Genomic DNA, 24,359 nt, shown 5'->3' with positions numbered 1-24,359 from the left:
CATGTGGCTCAGCCGGGCTTAACCGCTTGATATTCGGCAAGGATTGCCAGTGCGCGTGTTTCGATGTGCCGCTTCACTCCGGTAAAGCCGGTGGCCTCCAGCGTATGGATGACCCTGTCCGGAGACACACAGGCATCAACGGTATCCCAGTAATAGCGCCACAATCTAGCCGTTTCGGCACTGCCGCCAATCAGGCGGGCCAGGACCGGCACCGCGCCGCGCATGTAGACTTTAAGCAGGAACTGGCTCCAGGTCCGTTCCGGTTTGGTGATCTCGAGCAGACACAATCGGCCACCCGGTTTAAGGACGCGATGGAATTCGCTAAAGGCGGCCGATAGATCGCCAATATGGCGCAAAGCATAGCCCATGCTCAGAAAATCAAAACCACCGTTGGGAAGCGGAATTCCTTCCGCCCTGCCCTCCACGAGGTGAACGCCTGTCGGCAAATGGGCGTTGGCCAGCATGCCGATGCTCGGGTCGACGCCAGTCACCAGGCTGGGGTCACCCACCTGCTTAACGGCCTCACGGGCCACCAAACCGGTGCCTACGCCGATGTCGACAATGCGCATGCCCGGCTTAAGACCGGCCCGCTTCAACGCTTGCCCTCGATACCAAGGCCCGCTTCCCAGCGCTAGCAGCCGTTCGATCCGGTCATAATCCGACGCGGTACTGTCAAAAATCTGGCGCACGAAGCCGAACCGCTCTTCCTCGCTGGAGTAGTACTCCGTCAGCAGCGGGTGCGGCGCATGTACAACATCGTCAGATGGATCGAGGCGTTGGTTCATCGTATGCACAAACGTCGCGGAAAGAGGGAGGGTAATCGCGGCAGGAGACCCAGCATTAGACGAATGTGCATCCAGGTGAGCAGGGCATTGTCGCGCAGATAATTAAAGTGAGAGACGCCACCTTGGTCGGCGGCAAGATATCTCACCGGCGCGGGCAGGTTGATAGGGCGGACGCCGCGCCAGCACAGGCGTACCACCGCCTCGGGATCGAAGTCGAAACGGCGCATCCAGCGCTGGCCATGCATGACCTGGCGCAAGGGTTCGATGGGATAGACGCGAAAGCCATAGAGGGAATCACCGATACCCATCCACAGGGTCTCCAGGTTGGCCCAGGCGTTGGATACCTTGCGGCCCTGTACGCGCAACTTTGGCGCGTTGGCATCGAACACCGGCACGCCTAGCACCATACAGTCCGGGGCCGCAATGGAGGTAGCCATAAAGACTGGGATAAGGTCGACCGGGTGTTGGCCGTCCGAGTCTAAGGTGAGCGCGTGGGTAAAACCTTCACTCGCGGCGAGGTCAAGGCCTTGCAAGACTGCCGCACCCTTACCCCGGTTTTCCGGCAAGACTACCACCCTGAGGCCCGGATCCGTGGCCGCCATCGCTTGGAGACCGGCGACCGTCCCGTCGGTGCAGCCGTCAACCACCACCCACACCGGCGTCCATTGCCGGCGGGCGGCGCGCACCGTGTCATAGACCTGGGCACCGGGGTCATAGCTGGGAATCATCACCAGATGGGTGATGGAGTTATTCATGTCAGGTAACATCAGATGTGCTGAGCCTACCGGATTCCGCGCCCTGCACTATGCAGGGCGGCAGAACGCAGGGGATATTGCGCAACTCATCAAGAAAATAGCGCTCTAGTTCCTCGGTCATGACCCCGGCCTGTTCCGGCGGCTCGAAACGTCGACCGAGCCGGATGCGATAGGTGATAGGGAGCGTCGGGCGACGCAACAGGGGCCAGCCCTTGCTGAGGTAGGCGGAGTCGGCCTCGATGAACACGGTCTGAATGGGCACCTTTGCCCACTTGGCGATGAGGGCGGTCGTGCCCTTGCAGGGATTGATCGGCCAGCGGGTGGTACGAGTGCCTTCAGGAAAGAGTAACAGGTGACTGCCGCTTTTCAGCTCGGCCATTGCCTGCTTGATCATGCTCAGTTGCGCGTCATTGCGGATGTATCCCGCCAACCGTGCGCTGGCACCGAGAAAGACGTTATCGACGATGTCCGCCTTCATGATGCAGGCGAGGTTGGGCAGACGCGAGATGACCATCGGGGCGTCGAGCAGGCTGGGGTGGTTGGGGGCGATCACCAGCGGTCCTTCGGCGCGCAAGGTATCGAGGGCGCGGATATCGAATCGGCAAGCGCCGATCAAGGCGAGTGCCCCAAGGTAGAAGCGAAAAATACGGGTGACGGCCCAACGCCCAAGCGGGTCGGCCCAGCGCTTAGGCACGACGAAATAGAGTGGCACTGCGAGAAGCGACCAGGTTAGGGAAATCGTACCGAGCAGTCCCAAGCCGAACCACAGCGCACCGTATTCGTAGAGCCGATGGACCCAGCGCTGTAGTAAGCCAGGTAATGAAACCAGGTCAGCGCTCACTCGAACGCCTCGACGCGAGTGGACGATTCCCCCAGTATCCAGGCGACGCCAATCCCGGCGGAAAACGCATAGTCGTTCTCGACCAGCGGGCTATCGGCGAAGGCCGCCCCCTGGAGGCTGTCCCAGCGGGCAAAGGCGCCAACCCAATACTTCGAATAGCGTTTCGACACCGCAATCAAAAACTGGCTACCGGCATAACCGCCCTTGGCGTCGAAGGCCGGGCGGTCGGTGGTGGCATATTGCGGAGCCACCGAATAGAAGTAGTCATGATTGCGTTCGGAGCCAATCATGGGTCCCGCGAGCAATCCTAGATTCCAGCCAGAAAGCCCCGCGACATCGAGGATGTCTAGGTTGAGGCGGGGCGAGAACACCCAGCCAATATCCTCCATCCCACCGGTCACGGTGACGGCTATCCGCACGGGCAGCCGCAGGTCGAGTTGGTAGCGCCGGTCGTTGGTGCGCCAAAGACTGATATCGAGCGCCGGTCCAGCCTCCACCGTTGGTTGCAGGTCCGGCATACCCTGGCGAGCACGATTTTCGTCGCTGTTCACTGGCAACGAGGCACCGATGCTTATGTTGAGTTCAATGCGGTCACTGTCGAAGAAGATACCACGAACGCCGTCTCGGTCCGCCTTGAAGAAATCACCGCGATAGATGAAGTAGGGGAAGGGCAGGCCGTAGGCACGGGATTGGTCCGAACCGGGATAGTCCGGGAAGTAGAGCGTGGTTAGGCCGGCGCCCAATTCCCAGAGGGGCTTTTCGCTGGCGATGCCAAGGACAGGAAGACAGGCCAGCGGCAGAGCGACGAGGGGCGGCCTGACTGCGGTGGTGGGTCATGACCGTGCCTCGAATTGTGATAGGGGAGGGATGGCATGGCCGCCGGATGCCTCGATTTCGACCAACAGGTCGGCGCGGCAGATATCGGCGTGCAAGAAAACGGCCGACACTGGGAGGCCGATAAATTGTGTCATTTCATGGCGCACCCTGACCAGGTCTTCTGGATGTCGAACATAGATGTTGTAGGCAAGGTTGTCGAGGCGGAAGTTGGCCTTTGGGGCCCGGCGGTTGGCCTCCGCGACGACGCTTTCAATGTTGTGGAGGGATTCCCGTGTCTGCGCCGCCACATCGCCAACGTGCAGGGTCTCATGACCAACGATGCTGGCCGTGCCGGAGATGAACAGCATGTCACATCCGCCCAGGTTGACGAGGGAGGCGCGGGAGAAGGTCGGGCTGCGCGGACCGTACCGGCTGGGGTAATGGTAAGCGCTGACCTGCCGCGGGTTTTCGATGCCCATCATGTCCGCCCGGGCAGCTAGGAAGGTGATGTGGAGGCGGCCGGCAGCGGAGCCAAGGGCGCATGCGGCCGGTACATTACCGATGACTAAGCGGCCATGGGCAAGGAAAGCATCCTGGCGGCCAATGTTAAACTGGTGGTAACGCTCCATGTTGTGACTTACCCAATTGATCGCCGGAAAATAATTCCAGAAGCGTAAAACGGCGTTATAGCCGCGGGATTCGAGTAGCTCAAAGATAGACTGGTAGGCGGCCTCCGTCGCGACCTGCAGGGGAGTGCGCGAATCCAGGTGCCTATCCCCAGCAGCTTCTTCCAGGGTCAGACAGCCGAACAGCAAGGTTTCACCCTGACGATAGCGGATATGGCCATGCCGGCCGGAATGCAGAGGTTCCTGGCTATGCCAGACCACGCAGATGGCCTCTTGGCCTGCCGGCAAGCGCATGTCCACGGCCACGAGCGGCAGCCCCACGGCATCATGAGAGATGGCGGGGTGCGAAAAGCAGACGCCGCCGAGTGTACTGTCCTGTTCGTCGTGCGCGCGCTGCCAAACCCGAGATGCGGGTAGGTATTCCAGCCGCAGGATATCTCCCGTAGGTTTCATCGGTAGCTGGTCTCCCCGGAGTCTTCCATGTAGCGGATATTCATCTTACGCCGCCTCCAGGCCATGACCGTCGGCTTCAGGTTGGCCAGAGAGGCGAGGTAATAGATCGCCTTGAATGCCAGTACGGAACGCCAGATGGGTGTCTTGCCGAAGATGTCGCCGGCCAATACCGACAGCAAGGCCTCCTTGGCCCGGAAGACATTGCGTGGCGCCATGAATAAATTACGCATGGTGGGGTTGGTGACGCGGTAGATGAGCCAGGAAAACTCCTTGGGGCCATGCTTCATGATCCGATCAAATTCTTGTAAGGCCTGGGCGGCCTTACCCGGTTCGCGGAGGCAAGTATCCACCGCCTCGGACCCGGCAAAGGCACTGTTCATGGCCAGCATGACGCCGGACGAGAAAACCGGATCGATAAAAGCGTAGGCATCGCCCAGCAGCAGGTAGCAGGTGCCATGGGTGTGGTCGCAGGTATAGGAAAAATTGCCCGTGGCCTCCACCTCCGACACCAGTGCCGCATCCTGGAGTCGCTCCGCGAGGGCTGGGCACTGGGCGATGAGATCCATGAAGAAACCCTGCAACGGCTTGGTACGGGTCTTCATGTAGTAAGGCCAGGTGACGGCACCGACGCTGGTGATGCCATCCGCGAGCGGAATGAACCAGAACCACCCATGCTCAAACCAGAAGATGGTGATATGGCCTTCCCGCTTGCCCGGATTGCGCCGCGCACCCTTGAAGTGGCCGTAGAGCGATGTGCTATTGTGCTTGGGATTCCGGTGCTTGGCCTTAAACCGGTTGCCCAGAAAGGTATCGCGGCCTGATGCATCGATCAGGAAGCGACATTGCCAGGACTCCGTGTGGCCATCCTCATGCTCGGCCCGGACCATGGCGCCCTCGTCATTCGGCAGGAACTTCACGTCCCTCACGCGACAACCTTCAATGACATTAACCCCTTGACGCCCGGCATTACGAATCAGTATTTCGTCGAACTCCGAACGTCGTACCTGGTACGCGTACGGCATGGACTTATCCCAGGCGTCCGCGAATTCGAATGACTGGCTATGGTCGTGCCAGGGGGAAATGAATTCGGCTCCCCATTTCGCCATGCCAATACCCTCGACCTCGGCATGCACACCCAGCCGCTCCAGCAGTGGCAAGTTAGCCGGCAACAGGGATTCGCCGATATGGAAGCGCGGATGCCGGGCTTTTTCCACAAGCGTGACCTGGTAGCCCTTCTCTCCTAGCAGGGCGGCCGCGGTAGAGCCGGCCGGTCCTCCACCAATGATGAGGACGTCGCAACAGGAGTCGGAATGGTTTGATTTCATCAGGCCCTATCCAGGTTAACCCGCCACCGCCTCGGCCGCCCGATCGTCGCGGCATGGGGAACTCCGCCCATAGCGCCTAGAGTCCACCCGGGTTCCTCCCGGCTCACAGGTGGACCCGGCTGTCGATGCGATTCTCGGAGAGATCGCGCAGGACGCGTTTGACGATGGCCCGGCAAGCATCCTCCCGATCGGACGCCTTGCCCTTACGAATAGCGGTGAAGAACCGCGCCAACTCACGCTGCTCGGCGGTGTTCAGCTCTTCGGTGAATCCCGTCACCGGGATGGGTTTCTCCGGGACCTTGTCCAGGGCGGCCTCGTTCGCCGCCTGGCGCCCGTGGGCCCAGTTCATGGCCCGGGCACTGAAGAGCAAGGCACGGTCGAGCAGGATAAAGGGGAACTTGGGGTTGGAGACCGGACCCGCGGTGAAGCGCGCGGTACCCGGTTTGATCTCGATATCCAGCTTGGCCAGGACCTTGCCACCCGCGAGCCCCAGCAATCCGCCCGCGATGGCACCCACAAAGGCCGCCCCACCCAGGGAGGTCCCGGCCAGCGCCATGTCCACCCCGGCGCCCGTCGCAGCCCCGGCGGTCATGCCGGCCAAGGCAAGGGCCCGCCGGGATAGCCCCAAGGCCCGGTTCACCTCGTCAGACAGCAAGTCCTTGGCCAACAGTGAGTCGGGCGACTGGTCCCAGACATGGTGCCGAAAGTTGGCGCGGATCTGGCGGTGGGCATTGGCCTCCAGCTTGCGCAGACTATCTTCCAGATCCACCATCACCTCGGCCTTGGCCTGATCGCGCCCCCCCGACATCTCCAGCCTGGCTTCCTTGAAAGTCTTGCTCACCCGGAATCCCAGGGCCTCCTTCATGAGGGTCAGGATGGTATCCACCGCCTGATCGGTGCGCCGATCCCAATCGCGTTCGAAGGCATCGATGGTCCGCGCCAGCCGCTCCTCCCAGCGCTGATCGATGCTCTTGAGGGCCTTGAGCAACTTGATGCGCTCGCCATAGGTGGCGCGGTGGGCGTTAAATTCGCGCACCGAGTTGAAGCCCTTGCTCAAGGTATCCTGCCACTGGGCCAGGTGGCGGGTCTCCTTGGTCAGATTATTGAGAATCGCCATGCGCGGCCGCGCGGTGAGACGCATCAGTTCGATCTCGATGCGATCCTTTTCCTTGATGCGCTTGGAGCCGTCCACCACCAGGATCATGCCCGCCCCCATGGCCACCGGCTCCAGGAGGGCGCAATCGTGGGAGAAGATGGGATCGTGGCGATGGGTCTTGACAAACTCCCGGGCCAGGTCGCGAATCTCCGGGTGCGCCTGGAACCACTCCAGAATGGCCCCCGGATTCTGGAAACCGGGGGTGTCGATGAACTCGATGACGGTCTCGCCGTCAATGATGACCGGATAAAAGTCTGATTCCGTGGTAGTGCCCGCGCGCTGGTCGATGGCGATGCGGTCATTCTCGGTCAGGGTGGCGACCACCGAGGATTTACCCGCATTGGGGTGGCCCATGATCGCCAGTCTCGGGATCTCGCTCTTAGTAATCGCCATCAAGGCTCTCCATCCGAGTGGGGGGGTGCCAGCATGGCCAGACGCAGGTAGGGATCGCCCAGCGCGTCGATCTTGCGCTGCCAGTCGGTGAAGTCAAAGGCTCGTACCGGCGGCAGAGGATCATCATCCTGGGGATCGCCGACCAGGGCGAGCAGGAGTTGAGCATGGGTACCGGCGGCGGCGCGCAGTTCCCGCAGGAAGCGCAGGTTCTCGGTGATAGGTGGCTGGGAGCCATCCATGAGGATCACGACCCGGGCCGGCGGGGCCTGCCAATCCTGTTCCGCCAGCCACTGGATCACACCCTCGGTCATGAGGGTACCGGAGCCGAAGGAGGCGGCACTGGCGACTCGCCAGCCGGTGTTAGCCGCAAGCAGACGAGCGAGCCGTGGGCGGTCCTGGTCCTCGATCAGGTCGTCCACATCGACGTGGATCAGCAACAGACAGGCATCCGGGGCGATGCCCCCGGCAAAGCCGAGGATGGGGGGTTGGGATGGGGGCTCCGGCACAGCCTCGGGTTGTGATTCTACCAGCCGTAACTCAGGCCGTAGCGCGGGCTGCGGCTGGACCGTTGGCGCGAGTTGGGGCCGCGGCGGTAGCGTTGGCTCGGGCTGAGGCTCGGGCTGGGGCTTTCGCTCGGGCTTAGGTTGACGATGGACACGGGGCACGAGGGGGGCCGGAATAGGCATCGCCGGACCTTGTCCGCTCCCCCCGGTCCCGGTCTCCAGGCGCGGAGTGACCAGACGGGCATAGAGGGCCTGGGTGCGGGCGTGCGTAAAGGGAAGCCGGTTGAGGAGGTGGCGCTGGGCATAAATCGATGCCAGCAGCAGACCCAACCGGGGTAGCAGGCCGTAGGTGAGGACCGCTAGCACCAGGAACCAGCGCCAGGAGCGCAAATGCCCGGCATCGAGCAAAAACAGGGGATCCTTGAGGTTGATGCGACTACCGGCCACCTGGTCCAGGGTCGGGTAGCCCACCCCCTCGCCCAACAGCCAGGACCAGGGCGTGGCCACGGCGCGGGCCAGTTCGTAAACGGCCTGGGGGCCGACATCCAGGGCCGAGCCCCAGCCGAAAGCGAGATCCGTAAACCACTCCAGCGCAATGGTCGTCAGGATAACCCCCAGGTTGAAGGCGACCCCGAACGCCTGGGCCGGAACCAGGACCGGCAGATAGGTGACTCGCCCATAGAGCTGATACTGGGACTTCAGCATCCCGGTGCTGGCGCGGGCACGATCCCGGACCTCCTGGCTCGCATGGGCCAGACGTTGCTGTTGCACCCAGCTCCCGAGGCGCGAAAAGAGGGGGCGGATGAGCCGACCGAGCAGGGTGACGTCCTGGATGGTGGCCCCAACGGGCCGGGACCGGCGCAGCACCCAGGTAAGAACACCGCCGCCGATCAAAAGGAACTGCACACCCACCAAGAGGAAGAGGTACCAGGAGACATTGACCGGCAAGCGCCCGTCGTAGTTGAGGAGGGTGGAAGCCGCGCCGATACCTATCAGGAAACCGACCACGGCCAGGATCAGGGTCCCCAGTCGCTGGGCGTGATCAAAGGCGGTGCCGGGCAGCAGGTCGCGCAGGTCCGGGGGCTCCGCCGCGCGGCGCGCGGTCAGCCAGCGGCGCAGACTCCCGCGCCGGTGGGGGGAGGAGTGAGGTTCCAGGCCCGCGAGCCCCGGGGCGACCTCATCCAGGTAGATGGCACGATCCCGATCCGCGAGTGCCGCCCGGGCGGCGTGGCGCTCGCGCAGGTCTATTTCGTCGCGTTCGAGGTAATACTCGAAGTCGATCAGGTCCGGGACCGTCCAGCGGTCGTCTGTTCCGGGCTTGGGGCCCCCGGCTGGCGAGACGGGATCGAACTCTGGCGGTCGGGGTTCCATGGACTTGGGTTAATACTCCGCTTACTAAGGGTCCAGGCGTCAGGACAATGACCGCCGCCAGTGGCCGTTGTCGAGATCCTTGCGGGGCGACGACCGCGGGATGGGCCTGGCGGCGCTCGCCCGTCCAGTCGGCCAGGGATCAGGGATTGGGAGGCGCAGCCGCCCCCACCGGATCGGGCCAATGATCTTAGCCGCGCCAGAGGCGCCGGGCAAGGCGGTTTGTATCCGGAATGTGGCCAGACCGGGCGCGACCAAACAGGCTAGGCCAGCGCCGAGGCCCTGCATCCCGAAGGACCTCGGGGATCTCGATCTTTGTCGGTAACCGTTCAGACCCTTCTCCCCTTCTCCCCTTCTCCAATCCTGCCGAAGGCAGGTGTTCAAGGCAGGCGTGAGCGTCGGGCTACAAAGAGTCCCGATTCTTCTCCCGAACCCGCTGGTAGAGTTCCTCCATCACCACGACACAGGAGCTATCACGCTCCCAGAAGGCGGGATAATCGCCGGCCTTACGCACCTGGATGGCGGGGACGGCCGCGGGCGTTGCGGGTGCGATCTCGGTGGGCAGGCGCTGCTGGCCGGTCCAGAAGGTGTGATAGTCCGGCGGCGGGGTGCCAAAGCCGGGGCGAGTAAAGAAAGACTCCGCGGGGATAAGAGGCGATGCCGGATCAAGTTCGTTCCGCAGGATCGTCAGGGCCTTGCCCAGGGGCGTGGCGGCGAGCGCCTGGTTCAAGAGCTCCCGGGACAGGCCCCGTAGCTCAAAGAGGAGAAAGGGGTCGCGGTCCAGTTGCGCCGCCAGGCGATAGTAAACGCCGGCGATATGCTTGCAGGGATTGGCGTAATCCGGGCAAGAGCAATCGGTGAGGGCGAAGTCCTGGTGGCCCCGAGGCAACAGGTGCAGCTTCATGCCGGCGAAGGCGTCGTCGATGCCGTCGGGCATCTCGTTCATCAGCAGCCGCGCGACCAAGGCGGCACGGCTGCCCAGGTGGCCAATGGCCTTATCCCAAGCCTTGGCCGGGATCGGGGCCATTTGGATGCGAGTCTGGTAGCGGGGTTCCTTATAGACCCCGTAATAAGGGTTGACGTTGCCGCGCACCGTGGCGGTCACCAAACTGTCGGTAATGGCAAAGGCGAGGATGCGGCGATCGCCGCTGTAACCCCGGCCCCGTAGCAGCCGGCCGTGGTCGGTGAAGCCCTCCAGCGCGGCGATGAAGCGCTGCCCCCACCAGGTCTTGCCGAGTGTCGTCATGGTCAGTCCACCAGCGCGTCGCGGTTGAGACGAATCAGCGCTTTGAACCGTTCGTTGTCGAGTTGCGTCAGCCAGGACTCGTCGTTGCCGACGATGGCCCCGGCGATGGCCTTCTTTTCCTCGATCATGTCGCTGATGCGCTCCTCCAGTGTCCCCAGGGTCACGAACTTGTGGACGAAGACGGTCTTCTCCTGGCCAATGCGGTAGGCCCGGTCGCTGGCCTGATCCTCGACCGCCGGGTTCCACCAGCGGTCGAAATGGAAGACATGGTTGGCCTTGGTCAGGGTAATGCCGACGCCACCCGCCTTGAGGGAGAGCACGAAGATGGCGGGTTCGGCTTGCGGGTCTTGAAAGGCGGTAATCATGGCCTCGCGCCGGCCGCGCGGGGTGCCGCCGTGCAGATAGAAGGTCTGGTAGTGCAGGCCCTGCCTAAGCAGGCGCTCCAGTTCCGCGCCGACTTCGGTGAACTGGGAGAAGATCAGGACGCTGTCGCCCGCCGCCATGGCCTCTTCCAGCATTTCCTGGAGACGTTGCAGCTTGTGGGAGCGCTCCGGGGTGAAGGCGCTGCCATCGTGGAGAAACTGCGCCGGGTGATTGCAGATCTGCTTGAGTTTCATGAGGGTCGAGAGCATGAGCCCCTGGCGGGCGATGCCGTCCTTGCCCTCCAGATCGCGCTCCACCTCGCGCACCACCGTCTCGTAGAGAGCCGCCTGCTCCTTGCCGAGATTACAGTACTGGATGGCCTCCAGCTTGTCCGGCAGGTCCTGAATGATGGCCTTGTCACTCTTGAGCCGGCGCAGGATGAAAGGCTCCACCAGGCGCTTGAGGGCGGCGATCTTGACGGGGTCGCGGTCGCGCTGTACCGGAATTTCGAAGCCCCTGCGAAAGCGCGCCTGGGTGTCCAGATAGCCGGGGTTGAGGAAGTTAAAGATGGACCAGAGGTCGGTCAGGCGGTTCTCCACCGGGGTGCCGGTCAGCGCCAGCCGGTGCCGGGCGCGCAGTTTGAGGATGGCCTTGGTCTGGGCCGCGGCGGGGTTCTTGATGTTCTGCGCCTCATCGAGGACGACTCGGTGCCAGTCGCGGGCGGTAAAGAGGTGCTGGTCGCGGCGCACCAGGGCATAGGAGGTGATGACCAGGGCCTGCCCAGCGGTGATCCCGGTGAAGGCGTCCTGATCCTTGGCCCGCTCGGCGCCGTGATGGATGAGCACGAGCAGGTGGGGGGCGAACTTTTGGACCTCTTTCCGCCAGTTGCCGATGACGGAGGTGGGGGCCACCAGGAGGGTCGGGGCCATCGCCCTCCCCTCCTCCCGCTCCTGCACCAGGCGGGCGATGGCCTGAAGCGTCTTGCCCAGGCCCATATCGTCGGCCAAACAGGCGCCTAGGCCGAGTTGTTCCAGGAAGCGCAGCCAGGCCACGCCGCGCTTCTGGTAGTCGCGCAACTGGGCCTTCAGTTGCGGAAGCTCCGCGATGGATTCCAGCCGGCTGCCGGTCCGCAGCCGCTCCAGCATCCCCGCCAGGGCATCGTCGCGATCGACCTCGAAGGTCTCGTCGCTAAGGGTGCGCTGAAGCAGGTCCTGGACGCTCATCTCCGAAGTCTCCTGGCCGTGCCGGCGCCAGAAGGCGAGCATCTCCTGCATTTTGTCGCGGTCGAGTTCGACCCATTGGCCACGGAATTGCACCAAGGGGGCCTTGGACTCGACCAGCCGCTGCCACTCCTCCTCGCTCACCACCTGATCGCCGATGGCAAGTTGGTAGCGGTACTGGACCAGGTTCTCGAGGCGCAGCGCGCTCGCTCCGACCGAGGAGCCCGAGGGGGCCCTGGTCGGAGAGGAGGAGCGCAGCCGGATCTTGACCCGCCGCCGCCCCTGTGGCGTCCACCAGGCCGGGACTATGACCTTAAACCCGGCGTCCTCCAGCACCCAGGCCCATTCCTTCAGAAAGGCGAAGGCCTCATCGAGGTTCAGGGCCAGGCCCCGGGGTTCGGCGGTATCCATGCCATCCCAGAGTTTGGGGACCATGCGCGCGGCCAGCCCCAGGTTCAACAGCAGGTGCGTCTCGAAATCCTGGCCCAAGGTCTGGTGCCACCAGGCCTTCTGCGACGCGGGGAGCGGCCAGTAGTCGGCGAGATCCAGGCGCTGGGAGGGGTCGTCCTTGGGGACAGCCACGAAGCGCAAGGTCCAGTCGCCCTCGGTCGCTTCCCCGGCGGGGGCGGGCGGCTCCACCAGTTGAAAGCCCGGGATGAAGGCGGCCTCCCGCTCGGCGTCCCGGATGCGTCCCCGCCACTGCCGCCAGGTCCGGTAGCCATCGAGGCCGATGCCGGGCCCTGCCGTCGGCGCCGTCCCGGGTTGCGGAGCGAGGCAGGCGGCCAGGAGGGTGCCGTCCACTTTTTTCCCGAACACCACCGGCCAGGGTGTCTGCCGCACGGTCTGATCGAGCAGCACCTCCGCGCAGTGGCGCAGCAGGCCCTCCCCCTCCGGCCAGCCCTCCAGGGCGGCAGCGCAGGCCGGGTGCATCCGCACGCAGGCCCGGCTAATGAGCTGCTCGTACTGCTCCGAGGCCCACTCCCAGGCCGCGAGGATCGCGACCGGCGGCGCCTTGCGCTTACCCTTAGGCGTAGCCGGCTGGTGAACTACCAGGCTGGGCAGATATTGATCCCGTATCAGGAGGCGCTTGAGCTCCTGAGTGAACCAGTACCAGAACAGAAAGTCGCCCCCCGGCTGTACGGCTTCGGACTGGTGACTGGCGAGGAAATGGATCTCGCTCAGTTGCTTGATGGGGCGCTCCAGCCGCAAGCAGTCCACTCGCCACGAGCGCGGGGCCGCCAGGCTGGCATCGACGTCAGCGGGCCAATACCGCGCCAACGTCGGCGAAGGCAGCGGGGCCTCCGCCGCGCTGGGGAGTTGGAGCGTGCAGGTCATAGAGGCGTCGCCGCCTGCCGATGCCATGGACGCCAACCCCAGCGCTTCCAGCAAGGCCGGCCACTTCGCGCGGGCCAGGTGAAACGGATGCGGGGGCGGGTCTCCGCCAGACCCCGCGCCGCGGGTCTCCAGCGTTTCCGCCCACAGCCGGAAGGAGCCGGTCTGGACAAAATCGGCAGTGGGGTCCGGTAACCAAAAGGCGTGCAGAATCAGCATGAGCAACAAAATTCCCGCTAGGGCGGGGCTTGGGGAACCCCCCCCGGCAACCGGACCTCTCAATCAAGCCAAGCCCGAATGCTAGCATGGGGTCGTGGATTGCCGCTCATGCAGTCCATGCCCGCCGGCTACGACAGGGTTGTGCTCCACGTCACAGGCCCAGCTTAGGGCCAATCCCTCTCCGCCGAACCTGTTTTACACACAAGACGGAACCGAGGACGCGAAAGTTGTCAAGCATTCAGTTCAGAAAATATTAGCGATCGCTAACCAACTGATAAAAAGGGTGATATTATTCTTGGCCAGAAAGTAGCCACTACCGCCCCGGCCCTGTCAGGACCTGCCCTCCCGGAGATTCACCCAGCCTTATCGACAAAGTTATCCACAGATGCTGGGGAAAAGTCACACAACCCCCTGGTTACCGCGGCCGGCGGGTCCGGCGGATTCACTTCAGCCCCTCATAACGCCTCATGCACCCCTTCGCCCTCCACCCGCAACTCCTGGCCGATTGTCACCCGCTCGGCAAACTGGCCCATAGCCACCTGCTGCTCCACCGCAACGCCCAGGTGCCCTGGTTCATCCTGGTCCCCGAGACCGATCTGGGCAATCTGCTGGATCTCCCCATCCCCCAGCGCGATGGGGTGCTGGCCGATTGCAAGCGGGTCTCGGATTACCTGACGGCGGAGCTGGCCTGTCCCAAGATCAACGTCGCCTGGATCGGCAATCTGGTGGCCCAGTTGCACATCCATCTCATCGGCCGGCGTCCCGACGACCCCTGCTGGCCCAAACCGGTATGGGGGAACTTGGCTGAAAGCCGGGAGTATGGGGCGGAGGAAGTTGATACCATTCAGGCCGCGCTGCTGGGATTCTGAAATCAGCACCGCCGGCTCAGGGCGAGTAGGCACTCGCTGAGACCCGCCGGTTCGCCGACCCCCGAAGAGCTGGTAGAGAATTTAGGGGCTGATTTCCGCGACGGCGCCGCACGCCGCGACTTACAACCGAGGACCCTACCCCTGATTGACTGCCAGCCACTTTGCCGACGCCTTCGCCTTTGCCTCCTGATCCCCCTGCTCGCCTGTGGCCCCGCGAGCGCGGCCGACACTGCGGCCCCTCCGGTCACGTCAGCCACCGCCACCCCTCATCCGGCCCCCACCGTTCCCGTCAGCCCGAGACGGCACCAGGGGCAGGTGATCGGAATCATCGGCGGCATCGCCTAGCCCTCCTCGCTGGAGTATAACCGCATCATGAACGAACGGGTCCGCGACGAATTGGGCTCGCCCAACTCGGCAGAGGTCCTCTTGTACTCCATCTCCTTCGGCGACTTCGCTAAAGAGGAGCGCCTGGCCGAACAGGGCGACTGGGCAGCCCTCACCCGGACCATGGTGCAGGCCGGGAAACGCCTGAAGCAGGGCGGTGCCGATTTCATCGTCATCGCCTCCAACACCATGAACTCTACCGCCGAGACCGTGGCGCGTGAGGCCGGCATCCCGGTCCTGCACATCGCCGATGCCGTAGGTCAAGCCATCCAGGCCACGGGGCTCACCAAGGTCGCCTTGCTCGGCACCAAGTTCACCATGGAGATGCCTTTTTACCGCGACCGCCTGGCCAAGAACCATGGCATCGAGGTAGCTGTCCCGCAGGAAGCCGAACGCAACGACATCAATACCATCATCTTCGATGAGCTGGTCAACAACCGGCTCCGCCCCGAATCCAAGGCCCGCTTCCTCGCCATCATCGACCGCATGATCCACGAGGACGGCGTCCAGGGCGTCATCCTCGGTTGCACCGAGATCCCACTGCTCATCAAGTCGACGGATGTCGCGCTGCCGACCTTCGATTCCATGACCATCCATGCCCATGCCGCCGTGGGGGATGCCCTGACGCCCGCCACTGGCGAACCCTGATGAATCCGCCTCCTCGACAACACCGTCGCGAGATACAGTGCCTTATCGCCAGAAACCGGTCCTTGCGCCCATCGCCGATAAGACCCTGACACCCGCCCAAGAGCTAGTTTGAATGCGAGGTGCTGGCCGAAGCCGATATGGGGGAACTTGGCTGAGGGCCGGGACTAAGGGGCGGAGAAAGTGGCTGCGATCCGGGCCGAACTGCTGTTTTGCGTGCTTAGACCATTAATCAGGCCCGGGACCGGGTGCCATCGCACGGTTGCGGGAAATCGCCAACGACCCCAACAGCCTCCTGGTGCGGCAGGGTTTTGGCAGCCTGGACCTCGCTGACGACGCGGAACTGTTAAGCTACGGCAACTCCCAGCCTCCTTGCAGGCACGCATCCTCGCCACCCTGGCAGAGTTGGCAAACCTGCGTGTCAGCGGCGGATACGAACTCTACCAGCTCAGCCGGGAACGCCCGGACTTCCTGGCAACCCTTGCCGACCAGCAAACGCAACCACTCACCGCTGAGATCTAACGGACCTTGTTATCTTGGACCTGCAAGTTGGGACTGTGGCAATATGAACTCTAAACCCTCTCCCGTCATTTGTATGGGCGACAACAGGATGCAGATTGCGCACCCTGTTTCGTGTACTTCGTGAGGATAGACTTCGCTAACCCGGAAATCGCATGCTGACCCCCATTGCCAATACCACCACGGCTGCGATCATCGCCCGCGTTGAGCACCTGAGCGGCTGTCCCGTGACGCTGCTGCGTGACCCGACCCTCCAGACCCTGGCCACAGTCAAGGCCGCTAACCGGTACCAGCCCAGCCACATCATCCGCTACCGGGACGACCCCGTCACGGCGGCCTACCAGATCGCCTTCGAGTGTGGCTTCCTGTTGCGGATGTACACCCTGCCACCCCAGGATCGGGTGCAGTTGATCGGCACGGCGAATGCGCGGGAGAGGGTGGCCAAGGAACTGCGGCGGCTGCGCACCGATCTCCCACCCGCCAGTATCCAGACTGTCACGGACATGCTCTACGATGGGCTGATGTTGCAGTTACGCTCCTGCGGCTCCGGCCTTGAGGTCGACAGCCTGTTGTTCGCCCAATATCCCGCGCTGCGGCCACTGCAAGCCGTCACCATGGAACAGCAGGTCCTCACCAACGTCAGTACCCTCGACCCGGATCTGGATCGTCAGTTTCCCCACTCCCTGGTCCAGGCCAGCCGGGCGATGAACAGCGCCTATGCCTTGTTCGCCGCCGAGTTGCTCAGGCTGCCTCATTTGGCGGTACCCTACCAGTCGGTGGGTTTTGAGGCCGTGGGTCGGGAGCTGTTGTCCGTCCTCTTCCAAGGACCGGATGAGGGGACCCCGGATCGTCAGATTGTTGATGCCTGGGCCAAGACCCTGGGCCTGTGTGACTGGTACCAGTGGGACCCCGTGGAGCGTTCATCACCGGAGCCGGTCTTATGACCCCCCAAGCGATCCATTTCCAGATCGAGGAAAAACGCTTCGATCCATCACTGCTTCCCGCCAAGGCCCGTAAGCCGCGGACCCCCACTTTTCGTCAGGCGGTGATCAGCTATTACCGCCAGGCTTATGCTCCCCTGGGTGGTGCGGTGGAGGTGGACTTCCTTGATGACACCATCAGCGTCACCTGGCGGGCTGCCGAAGCGGAGCAAAACCCCATGGAGGGCATCCTGGGATTGCTCCAGGCGGGCCGCTATGCTGATGCCCGACCGATGCTGGAGTCTCTGCTGACCTTCCAGCCGGATGATCCCCATATCCTCTACAACCTCGGCATGGTTTACAGCGACGAAGGGCGCCTGGACGAAGCCCGGCAACTACTCCAGCGCGCTACCCAGGTCGCACCCCAGCACGCCAACGCCTTTGTGGCCCTAGGGGTCGCGGCCCTGCGGGCCAAGGCCCTGGATGAGGCAGAAAGGGCCCTTCGCCAGGCCGTTCAACTCGAACCCAATAACCGCTTCGCCTTGCGGTCCCTAGGCACCCTGCTGCTGATGAAGGGGGATGCCGCGGCCGCGGTTGACGCCCTACGACAAGCGGTCCACCAGACATCCCAAGACCCCCTGGCCCTGCTCTCCCTCGCCCAAGCCCTGATCGAAGCCAATCCTGCTACCCATAGCCTAGAGGCTGATGACCTGCTTCAGCAAGTCTTGGCCCTTTCCCCCTATGGTGAGATCGCCGAGAAGGCCCAGAACGCCCGCCGCCATATCGCCCAGCAAACCTTCCGGGAAGGTGGGCGTAGCGCGCTGCGCATGGATGCGGTCATGTATTGTCTGGAAGGGCTGAAGAAGTTCCAGGGCCTGAGCCAGGCTAAACTGGCGCCCATCCTGTTGGAGATCGCAACCCTCGGCCAAAAAGGCCTGCCGGTCAATGACCCGGCACAAAAGTACCAACTTCGTTCCCTGGCAGGGGAGTTCACCGCCCTGCAACTCGTGTGTCTGTTGCATGTCGGGATCAAGAAGTTTGATCCCAGTCAGGGTTCAAGCTTCGATATTAACCAGGAGTATGAGGCGGCTTTGGCGGTGTATGGGGACGGAGGCGCATCCCCAACCCCATAAATTGTGGCCAACGGCGGTGGATAACCATCTGAGCGGGAGAACGCCTGAGGGGCGGTTGCTGCGCTACCTTCAGTCAGCAGCCACCGGCTCTATTAAAGCCGCCCCGTCCTCCCGCACGGCATTGACCCGCTGACTCACCGGCCAGGACTGGAGCGCCGCCTCCGATGCCGGCGCCAGCAGGGCCTGGGCCGCCGCCGCCGTGCCCCCAGCCAGGTCCCCAAGACCACGGGGGCAGGATCAGCGGCATCCGGTCATGCACCGGCGCCACCTGGCCCTGGGCGGCGGTGGTCAGGATACAGGTCGTCCGTAACCAGCCGCCCGCCGGGATCGGCCAGGCCGCCCAGAGACCCGCCAACGCCAGCACCTGGCCCTGCGGGTCGCTGAAGTAAAAGGGCTGCTTGGTCCGCCCCTGGGCTTGCCACTCGTAAAAGCCATCGGCGGGGATCAGGCAGCGGCGCTGCTGGAAGGCGGCGCGATAGGCGGGCTTGGCCGTCACCGTCTCCGCCCGGGCGTTGATGAGCGGTGCACCGCGGTGCGGGTCCGGGCTCCAGGGGGGGATCAGCCCCCAGCGCAGCCGGTGGAGCACCCGGGCCCCCATGGGCGACCGCCGCACCACGGCGATATCGGTGGTCGGGGCGATATTGAAGCGCGGGGCAAAGTCAGCAGACTCGGCCAGGTCAAAACCCGGGTCAGTTCCTCGGGGCTACGGGCAAGGGCGAAGCGGCCACACATAGCGCCTAGTTTAGCCCCAGTGACGGCCTCACCCCACCCCCGGCAACTCTGCCCAACAAGTCGTATAACGCGGCGTCATCCGCTGCCGTTTCATCTGCCACGGCTGGACCAGCCCCTCGGCCAGGTAACGCACCGTGCCTCGCCCCCAACGGGTGTTGATCCCATCCAGGGTCGTCATGAGCCGCTCCCGGCGTTCCGGGGGGACCGCGCTGGCGGCGGCGAAGAGATCCCCGTGACGGCGCCCACCGGTGCCAGATCCAGCAGGACCACCCCGGCGCGCTTATATGCGTAGCCCTCACGAAAAATCTGTCCCAGGGCGACCCGCGCGGCCTTGAGCAGCCGGCTGGTATCAGCGGTCGGCCAGGACAGAGGTACCGTCGCCCCGGGGTGATACTGCGGCGCCCCGGGCTTGAAGGGGTTGGTCCCCGCGAAGACTTGGATCATCCCTGCGGTTAAACCCTCCTGCCGGAGCTTAACCGCCGCCCGGGCGGTATGACTGGCTACCGCCTCGCTGAGCATCGGGAAGGTCGTCACGGGTCGCCCAAAGCTGCGCGAGGCGATGATCTGCTGCCGGGGTGGCGGTACCTCCTCCAGCGGTAAGCACGATATCCCGTTCATCTCCATCACCGTCTTGGCCAGGACGACGTTGAACTGGCGCTGGAGCTGGGCGACATCCGCCCGCTGGAGGTCGGCCACCGTCCTGATGTGCTGCTGCTTGAGCTGGGCGCCCCAGCGACTACCAACACCCCAGACGTCGTCCACCGCCAACTCGCTGAAGTACCCGGCCTGTTGCTCAGGGGACAGGTCCAGCAAGTTACAGACCCCCACCGCCTGAAAGTCCGGATGCTTCTTGGCTAGCCGGTTGGCGAGCTTGGCCAGGGTCTTGGTGGACCCCAAGCCCACCCCCACCGGTAGGCCGGTCCATCGCAGTACCCGCGCCCGCAGCGCCCGCCCCCGGGCGGTCAGGCCCCCGGCCTCGCCCGGCGTGAAGCGCAGAAAGCTCTCGTCGATGGAGTAAATCTCCTGCTCCGGGCTGAACTGGCCGGTGACCGCCATCAGCCGCCGGCTCACGTCGGCATAAAGGGTGTAGTTGGACGAGAGGGCGATGCCGCCGTTTTGCTCCAACAGCTCGCGCACCTCGAACAACGGCTGACCCATCCTGATACCCAGGGCTTTGGCCTCCTCGCTGCGCGCCACGCAACAGCCATCGTTGTTGGAGAGGACCACGACGGGGCGGTCGCGCAGGTGGTTGTCAAAGACCCGCTCGCAACTGACGTAAAAGTTGTTGGCGTCGATGAGGGCGTAGGGGCTGATGACCGCTGATCGCGTGCCGCCAGAGGGCATAGGGGGGCTCTGCAATAGATGTTACGGAAATCATAGTATAGGGGATGGCGGGGGCGGGGCAGCGACCAGTCAACCGCGACGCCGTCGCCATGGCCCCCCCATGCGCTTAGCGATCATGCGCTGCCAGCAGAAGCCCTAACCCGGGTCTCCAGGCTCTCCGCGCCATCGTTCCCGGCGGACAGGATATAGATATCAGCTTGTATGTACTGGGATTAGTGCCCCAGAACTAATTTACATCCCTGGCTTGCATTATCATCGATCAGTGTCTAACATTTAGGGCATACACAGACAGCGATTACTGTAAGAAAAGATGTCAACACTCGACAAATCCTGGCGCGGTACGGCCGCGGAACTGGCTCTGACCACGGCCGGGTATTTCCATGAACTGGGCTGGGCCGATCCGAAGCTCAACGAGCGCCTGGTGCGGTTCTACGTGCAGAAACGCGTCATCAGCCCTCCGGAGCGGGAGAGTGGCGAGGCGGGTGGCTTCAGCTACCGCCATTTGCTGGAACTGGTGGTGGCGCGAGAACTGGTCCGTGATCGCTGGCCGTTGGAGAAAATCGCCACCCTGATCCGCGGCGCGGATGAGAAGGCCCTGCTTGATCTGGTCGATGACCAGCAACGCAGCGCCTCCCGGCTGATTCGCACCGTCCTAAGTCAGGCCTATCCCGAAACCAGGCGTCTGGTCCTGGCGGTTAACGACGATCCCCAGGCTGATGTGCAGTTGTACGAATGGCTGGCGGCCCGGGGTGTCGCGGTCTTGCGGGCCTACTCGACCACCCAGGCCCTGACCCTGCTGGATCGGGCGCGCGTCCATGTGGTGATTTCCGATCTGGCTCGCCTGGAAGGCGAAGTGGTGAACAAGCGGGCGGGCCTGGATCTCGCCCGCCAGGTTCGTCAGCGCGGTTCCGACGTACCCCTGGTGGTCTACACCCTCGACAAATCGCCCCAGGTCCGGGAATTGGCCGTGGAGGCGGGCGCTAACTACGTCACCGAGAGTGAAGACGACCTGCGGGACTGGCTGACCCGGATGGGGATCTGATTTTAGTCGGCGGGCTGGCGGCAACCGGGCCGGCCCGGGCGACCACCGAACACCTCAACAACGACAACGGAGACAGCAGATGAAAGGCGATAGCGTTTCGGCGGCTCTGTATCTGGTACGGGAGGAAATCGCCGCCGTGGTGGCGCAGCTCAACCACGAGGGCATGGAGGCCTTCCAGCGCAGCCGCTACGAGGAGGCCAAGCGCCTCGGCGCCCAGGGCCAGCAGTTGCACCAATTCACCCAAAAATTGCTAGCCCTGCAAGAAGAGTGGGTCTCGACCGTGGAGATGAAAACGCGGGAGCGGGTCATAGTGAATCCTGAGTTTCAACTTCCTGCGCACACTAAAGGTCCGAAAAAAAATCTCCGCATCACCCTCCCCGATGGCCGTGTCGTGCAACGCCCGACCGCGGCGGCCGCCTTCGTCGACGTCATCAACCGCCTGGGGCTCGACCAGGTGCGGGCCTTGCAGATGAACATCTCGGGTGTCCCGCTGGTCGGTGCCAACAAGCATCCCAAATACAGCCAGAGTCCGCTCGGCAACTGGTGGATCTGCACCCATAGCAACACCTTGGCGAAAAAGGAACTGCTGGAAAAAATGGGTTCTGCCCTGCATAAAAAGCTTAAGGTCGAAGTGATTTAGGCCCCGCAGCCCCATCCCGGGGGGTTGGCGAGCCGGTCCCCCCCATCTTCAACCGGAGAACAACGATGCAAGCGCTCCAAGACGCGCTAGGCAGGGTATGCTTTGCCGAAACCCAGTCCTTCCAGAATCTCACGGTCATGCCGCTGGTCGCCGACCAGGCGGGCCGGCCCGACTACCTGAGCCTGGACGAGGCCCTCAGCCGCGGCACCGTCCGGGTGACGGAGACTTCCCCGGCGGGTGAGGTCCCGACACTGCTCCTGGACAACCCGGGCGACTGGGCCGTCCTGCTCATCGACGGGGAGGAGTTGGTAGGTGCCAGACAAAACCGGATGGTCAACCTGACCATCCTGGCGCCGGCCAAAACGTCGCTCCGCCTGCCCGTGTCCTGCGTCGAGGCCGGGCGCTGGTCGGCGACCAGTGACCGGTTCGGCACCCGCGGACGCACCGTCTATGCCGCGGGCCGGGCGCGCAAGGCGCACTAGGTCACGGCCGCCCTGCGGACCACGGGGAGCCGGCGGGCGTGCCAGACTGAGGTCTGGGAGGACATCCGCGCCAAAGGGACCCGGATGGGCAGCCAGTCGACGACCGAGGCCATGGCGGACATCTATGAAACGCACGCGGCGGCGCTGGAGGACTACGTCCAGGCCCTGCCACCCCTGCCGCGACAGGTCGGCACCGTCTTTGCCATCGCGGGCGAGGTCCGCGGGGTGGAACTGTTCGATTACCCCGCCACCCTGCACCGGCTCTATCCCAAGCTGGTGCGCAGTTATGCCCTGGATGCCCTGGAAGTGGCGGCGCCGGCCACCGGCGTCGCTGCCCCGGATCCGTGGCCCTTCCTGGCCAACCTGACGGCGGCCGCGGCCACCGCGCACCCGGCCGTGGGTGAAGGACAGGACTTGCGCCTCAGTGGCGCCGAGGTGACCGGCGGGGCCCTGGTGGCCCGGGGCCGCCTGGTGCATTTGTGCGCCTTCCGCATCCCGGATACCTCGCCCGTGCCGGGCGCCGGGGAGGAGAGGCCGGGGATGGCGCGCGGCGCAGGTGGCACCGGGCGCGGCCTCACCGAACATCCTGATCCCCGTCGTAACCGTGACACGCTGGCGGCGGTGATGGCCCGCGAGGCCATCGCCCTCGACCGCACCCCCCTGTTCAATCAACCGGTGGCGCCCAAGGCCCCCACCTTCGACTTCGCGCGAGTGGAGGGCATGCTACTGGGCCTCGCCATCGGCAATGCCCTCGGCAACACCACGGAAGGGCTCAGGCCCGAGCAACGCCGCGCCCGCCATGGGGAGATCCGGGACTACCTCCCGCATCCGCGGTGGCGGGAACCGCGCGGCTTCCCGTCCAGTGACACCCAACTCAGCTTCTGGACCCTGGAGCAGTTGCTGGCCGACCAGGGATTCAACCCGGCGACGGTGGCCCGGCGCCTGAGCAGCGGCCATCTCTTCGACGCGGGCCGGACCCTGCGGCACTTCATCCAGCAGTGCCAGGCCGGCCAGCCCTGGTGGAACTGTGGTAAGGCCTCGGCCAGCAATGGCGCCCTAATGCGTATCGCGCCGCTCCTGATCCCCCACCTGCGCGACGGCGGTACCGGCCTGTGGGTCGATGCCGCCCTGGGGGGGTGGCTGACGCATCAGGATCGCGCCTCCACCGCGGCCTGCGTCGCCTTTATCGGCATCTTGTGGGAACTGCTCGACCGGGACGGCCCACCGGACCCCGCCTGGTGGCTCGCCCGCTATGTCTCCCTGGCGCGCGGTCTGGAAGGGGATACCCAGTATGTGCCGCGCGGCGGGGCCTACACCCACTATCGCGGGCCCCTGTGGCGTTACACCCAGGAACGGCTGCTCGCCGCCGCCGGCCGGAACCTGCCCGTCCGGGAGGCCTGCCAGGAATGGCAATCCGGGGCCTACCTGCTGGAGACCCTGCCCAGCGTGCTCTACATCCTGATGCGCCATGGTCATGACCCCGAGGAGGCCCTGGTGCGGGCCGTCAACGATACCCAGGATAACGACACCATCGCCGCCATCGTGGGCGCCGCGGTCGGCGCCCTCCACGGGCGGCGGGGGCTGCCGGCACGCTGGATCACGCGTCTCTCGGGCCGCATCGCGGAACGGGATGAGGGGCGGGTGGGCGAGTTGCTCGCGGCCGCCCGGTCGGTGTTCTGGCATTGATGCAGCGGAGCGCGCCCACGCCGAACCCCCTGACCTTTGATGACCGCGCCCGGGGGGCCCTCCTCGGGCTGGCCTGCGGTGACCGCTTCGGGGCCCCCCTGGAGTTCGTGGCCGACGCAAGCGTCCGCTACCGGGAGGTCCCTTTAGGCCACTGGACGGATGATACCCACATGTCGCTTTATCTGGGCGAGGCGGTCCTGGCTTATGGACCGGCCACGCGCTTCTGGCCTTTCGACCCGGAGCGTTTCGGGACCTGCGTCGGCGAGGCCTTTGTGCGCTGGCTGCATGACCCGCTGACCCCCACCACCGCGCCAGGACTGACCTGTTTGGCTGGGGTGCGCCACTTCGCGTCCCACCGGGACTGGCACACCAGCGGTATCGTCGCCTCGGACGGCTGCGGGGCGGTGATGCGCATCGTGCCCCTGGCCCTGGCCTGGCAGGGGCGCTCCTCGGCGCCGCCTGGGGTCCCGCGGCGATCCCGTCGGCGTGGCGCGAGACCTTGCCGCGGCGGGCAAAGATCGAGGATCTGGTAGATCGTTTGATCGCACTGGGCAATACTGAC

20 protein-coding genes and 2 pseudogenes are annotated in these 24,359 nt (G+C 64.4%); 10 read left to right on the top strand and 12 right to left on the bottom strand.

Features of this window, described 5'->3' with window-relative positions; translation table 11 throughout:
• Positions 1–8: 8 nt before the first annotated feature.
• From IPN92_10720 to IPN92_10675, 10 genes are all read right to left on the bottom strand, one after another.
• Complete coding sequence (locus tag IPN92_10720) at positions 9–785, bottom strand: class I SAM-dependent methyltransferase (GenBank protein MBK8638723.1); 777 nt, start codon at positions 783–785, stop codon at positions 9–11.
• On the bottom strand, positions 782–1,540 hold the full coding sequence (locus tag IPN92_10715) for a glycosyltransferase family 2 protein (GenBank protein ID MBK8638722.1): 759 nt from the start codon (positions 1,538–1,540) through the stop codon (positions 782–784). The genes IPN92_10720 and IPN92_10715 overlap by 4 nt, the downstream gene beginning before the upstream one ends.
• 1 nt (position 1,541) lies before the next feature.
• On the bottom strand, positions 1,542–2,369 hold the full coding sequence (locus IPN92_10710) for a 1-acyl-sn-glycerol-3-phosphate acyltransferase (protein ID MBK8638721.1): 828 nt from the start codon (positions 2,367–2,369) through the stop codon (positions 1,542–1,544).
• Between the two features lie 8 nt (positions 2,370–2,377).
• Positions 2,378–3,181, bottom strand: a complete 804-nt coding sequence (locus IPN92_10705) for a MipA/OmpV family protein (protein ID MBK8638720.1) — start codon at positions 3,179–3,181, stop codon at positions 2,378–2,380.
• Positions 3,182–3,214: 33 nt separating this feature from the next.
• Positions 3,215–4,276, bottom strand: a complete 1,062-nt coding sequence (locus IPN92_10700; protein ID MBK8638719.1) for a hypothetical protein — start codon at positions 4,274–4,276, stop codon at positions 3,215–3,217.
• The gene (locus IPN92_10695; protein MBK8638718.1) at positions 4,273–5,601 is read right to left on the bottom strand and encodes a tryptophan 7-halogenase; all 1,329 of its coding nucleotides are present in this window, start codon (positions 5,599–5,601) and stop codon (positions 4,273–4,275) included. The genes IPN92_10700 and IPN92_10695 overlap by 4 nt, the downstream gene beginning before the upstream one ends.
• 103 nt (positions 5,602–5,704) lie before the next feature.
• Positions 5,705–7,150, bottom strand: a complete 1,446-nt coding sequence (locus IPN92_10690; protein MBK8638717.1) for a GTPase/DUF3482 domain-containing protein — start codon at positions 7,148–7,150, stop codon at positions 5,705–5,707.
• Positions 7,150–9,024: a DUF2868 domain-containing protein gene (locus tag IPN92_10685; protein ID MBK8638716.1), complete on the bottom strand. Its 1,875-nt coding sequence runs from the start codon at positions 9,022–9,024 to the stop codon at positions 7,150–7,152. Before IPN92_10685 ends, IPN92_10690 begins: the two co-directional genes overlap by 1 nt.
• 400 nt (positions 9,025–9,424) lie before the next feature.
• Positions 9,425–10,267, bottom strand: coding sequence for an SWIM zinc finger family protein (locus IPN92_10680; protein ID MBK8638715.1), 843 nt, complete (start codon positions 10,265–10,267; stop codon positions 9,425–9,427).
• 2 nt (positions 10,268–10,269) lie between these two features.
• Positions 10,270–13,401, bottom strand: coding sequence for a DEAD/DEAH box helicase (locus IPN92_10675; protein MBK8638714.1), 3,132 nt, complete (start codon positions 13,399–13,401; stop codon positions 10,270–10,272).
• Positions 13,402–13,868: 467 nt separating this feature from the next.
• Here IPN92_10675 and IPN92_10670 point away from each other — a divergent pair, with 467 nt between their 5' ends.
• The 5 genes from IPN92_10670 (at position 13,869) to IPN92_10650 (ending at position 17,871) form a co-directional block, all read left to right on the top strand.
• Positions 13,869–14,270 carry an HIT family protein gene (locus IPN92_10670; protein ID MBK8638713.1) on the top strand — a complete coding sequence of 134 codons (402 nt, stop codon included), beginning with the start codon at positions 13,869–13,871 and terminating at the stop codon, positions 14,268–14,270.
• 372 nt (positions 14,271–14,642) lie between these two features.
• Positions 14,643–15,302: an amino acid racemase gene (locus tag IPN92_10665; GenBank protein ID MBK8638712.1), complete on the top strand. Its 660-nt coding sequence runs from the start codon at positions 14,643–14,645 to the stop codon at positions 15,300–15,302.
• A gap of 369 nt (positions 15,303–15,671) precedes the next feature.
• Positions 15,672–15,821, top strand: coding sequence for a hypothetical protein (locus IPN92_10660; protein ID MBK8638711.1), 150 nt, complete (start codon positions 15,672–15,674; stop codon positions 15,819–15,821).
• Between the two features lie 152 nt (positions 15,822–15,973).
• Complete coding sequence (locus tag IPN92_10655) at positions 15,974–16,762, top strand: hypothetical protein (GenBank protein MBK8638710.1); 789 nt, start codon at positions 15,974–15,976, stop codon at positions 16,760–16,762.
• The gene (locus IPN92_10650) at positions 16,759–17,871 is read left to right on the top strand and encodes a tetratricopeptide repeat protein (protein ID MBK8638709.1); all 1,113 of its coding nucleotides are present in this window, start codon (positions 16,759–16,761) and stop codon (positions 17,869–17,871) included. The genes IPN92_10655 and IPN92_10650 overlap by 4 nt, the downstream gene beginning before the upstream one ends.
• Positions 17,872–17,940: 69 nt before the next feature.
• Here IPN92_10650 and IPN92_10645 read toward each other — a convergent pair.
• Together IPN92_10645 and IPN92_10640 are read right to left on the bottom strand one after the other, a co-directional pair.
• Positions 17,941–18,603 (bottom strand): annotated as a pseudogene (locus IPN92_10645) (SOS response-associated peptidase).
• Between the two features lie 28 nt (positions 18,604–18,631).
• Positions 18,632–19,947, bottom strand: a pseudogene (locus IPN92_10640) (Y-family DNA polymerase).
• Positions 19,948–20,257: 310 nt separating this feature from the next.
• Between IPN92_10640 and IPN92_10635 the strand changes: the two are divergent.
• The 5 genes from IPN92_10635 (at position 20,258) to IPN92_10615 (ending at position 24,330) form a co-directional block, all read left to right on the top strand.
• A complete protein-coding gene (locus IPN92_10635) occupies positions 20,258–20,989 on the top strand; it encodes a response regulator (protein MBK8638708.1) in 732 nt (243 codons plus the stop codon).
• Between the two features lie 79 nt (positions 20,990–21,068).
• Positions 21,069–21,629 (top strand): hypothetical protein, encoded by a 561-nt coding sequence (locus IPN92_10630; GenBank protein MBK8638707.1) that lies wholly within the window; start codon positions 21,069–21,071, stop codon positions 21,627–21,629.
• A 65-nt stretch (positions 21,630–21,694) separates the two neighbouring features.
• Positions 21,695–22,111 carry a hypothetical protein gene (locus IPN92_10625; GenBank protein ID MBK8638706.1) on the top strand — a complete coding sequence of 139 codons (417 nt, stop codon included), beginning with the start codon at positions 21,695–21,697 and terminating at the stop codon, positions 22,109–22,111.
• A gap of 624 nt (positions 22,112–22,735) precedes the next feature.
• The gene (locus IPN92_10620) at positions 22,736–23,797 is read left to right on the top strand and encodes an ADP-ribosylglycohydrolase family protein (GenBank protein MBK8638705.1); all 1,062 of its coding nucleotides are present in this window, start codon (positions 22,736–22,738) and stop codon (positions 23,795–23,797) included.
• On the top strand, positions 23,797–24,330 hold the full coding sequence (locus IPN92_10615) for an ADP-ribosylglycohydrolase family protein (GenBank protein MBK8638704.1): 534 nt from the start codon (positions 23,797–23,799) through the stop codon (positions 24,328–24,330). Before IPN92_10620 ends, IPN92_10615 begins: the two co-directional genes overlap by 1 nt.
• Positions 24,331–24,359: the final 29 nt, after the last annotated feature.

It is taken from the genome of Chromatiaceae bacterium, from assembly GCA_016714645.1.
GTDB lineage: Bacteria > Pseudomonadota > Gammaproteobacteria > Chromatiales > Chromatiaceae > M0108.
Note: the sequence above shows the minus strand (reverse complement) of the source record. Positions and strands in the feature narration are given on the sequence as shown.

What these genes read in the sequence shown, in the direction of transcription:
- IPN92_10665 (MBK8638712.1), top strand. Translation starts at nt 14,643, where the DNA reads ATGAACGAACGGGTCCGCGACGAATTGGGCTCGCCCAACTCGGCAGAG.
- IPN92_10615 (MBK8638704.1), top strand. Translation starts at nt 23,797, where the DNA reads ATGCAGCGGAGCGCGCCCACGCCGAACCCCCTGACCTTTGATGACCGC.
- IPN92_10630 (MBK8638707.1), top strand. Translation starts at nt 21,069, where the DNA reads ATGAAAGGCGATAGCGTTTCGGCGGCTCTGTATCTGGTACGGGAGGAA.
- IPN92_10690 (MBK8638717.1), bottom strand. Translation starts at nt 7,150, where the DNA reads ATGGCGATTACTAAGAGCGAGATCCCGAGACTGGCGATCATGGGCCAC.
- IPN92_10680 (MBK8638715.1), bottom strand. Translation starts at nt 10,267, where the DNA reads ATGACGACACTCGGCAAGACCTGGTGGGGGCAGCGCTTCATCGCCGCG.
- IPN92_10685 (MBK8638716.1), bottom strand. Translation starts at nt 9,024, where the DNA reads ATGGAACCCCGACCGCCAGAGTTCGATCCCGTCTCGCCAGCCGGGGGC.
- IPN92_10620 (MBK8638705.1), top strand. Translation starts at nt 22,736, where the DNA reads ATGGCCCGCGAGGCCATCGCCCTCGACCGCACCCCCCTGTTCAATCAA.
- IPN92_10670 (MBK8638713.1), top strand. Translation starts at nt 13,869, where the DNA reads ATGCACCCCTTCGCCCTCCACCCGCAACTCCTGGCCGATTGTCACCCG.
- IPN92_10655 (MBK8638710.1), top strand. Translation starts at nt 15,974, where the DNA reads ATGCTGACCCCCATTGCCAATACCACCACGGCTGCGATCATCGCCCGC.
- IPN92_10700 (MBK8638719.1), bottom strand. Translation starts at nt 4,276, where the DNA reads ATGAAACCTACGGGAGATATCCTGCGGCTGGAATACCTACCCGCATCT.
- IPN92_10675 (MBK8638714.1), bottom strand. Translation starts at nt 13,401, where the DNA reads ATGCTGATTCTGCACGCCTTTTGGTTACCGGACCCCACTGCCGATTTT.
- IPN92_10720 (MBK8638723.1), bottom strand. Translation starts at nt 785, where the DNA reads ATGAACCAACGCCTCGATCCATCTGACGATGTTGTACATGCGCCGCAC.
- IPN92_10695 (MBK8638718.1), bottom strand. Translation starts at nt 5,601, where the DNA reads ATGAAATCAAACCATTCCGACTCCTGTTGCGACGTCCTCATCATTGGT.
- IPN92_10635 (MBK8638708.1), top strand. Translation starts at nt 20,258, where the DNA reads ATGTCAACACTCGACAAATCCTGGCGCGGTACGGCCGCGGAACTGGCT.
- IPN92_10625 (MBK8638706.1), top strand. Translation starts at nt 21,695, where the DNA reads ATGCAAGCGCTCCAAGACGCGCTAGGCAGGGTATGCTTTGCCGAAACC.
- IPN92_10715 (MBK8638722.1), bottom strand. Translation starts at nt 1,540, where the DNA reads ATGAATAACTCCATCACCCATCTGGTGATGATTCCCAGCTATGACCCC.
- IPN92_10650 (MBK8638709.1), top strand. Translation starts at nt 16,759, where the DNA reads ATGACCCCCCAAGCGATCCATTTCCAGATCGAGGAAAAACGCTTCGAT.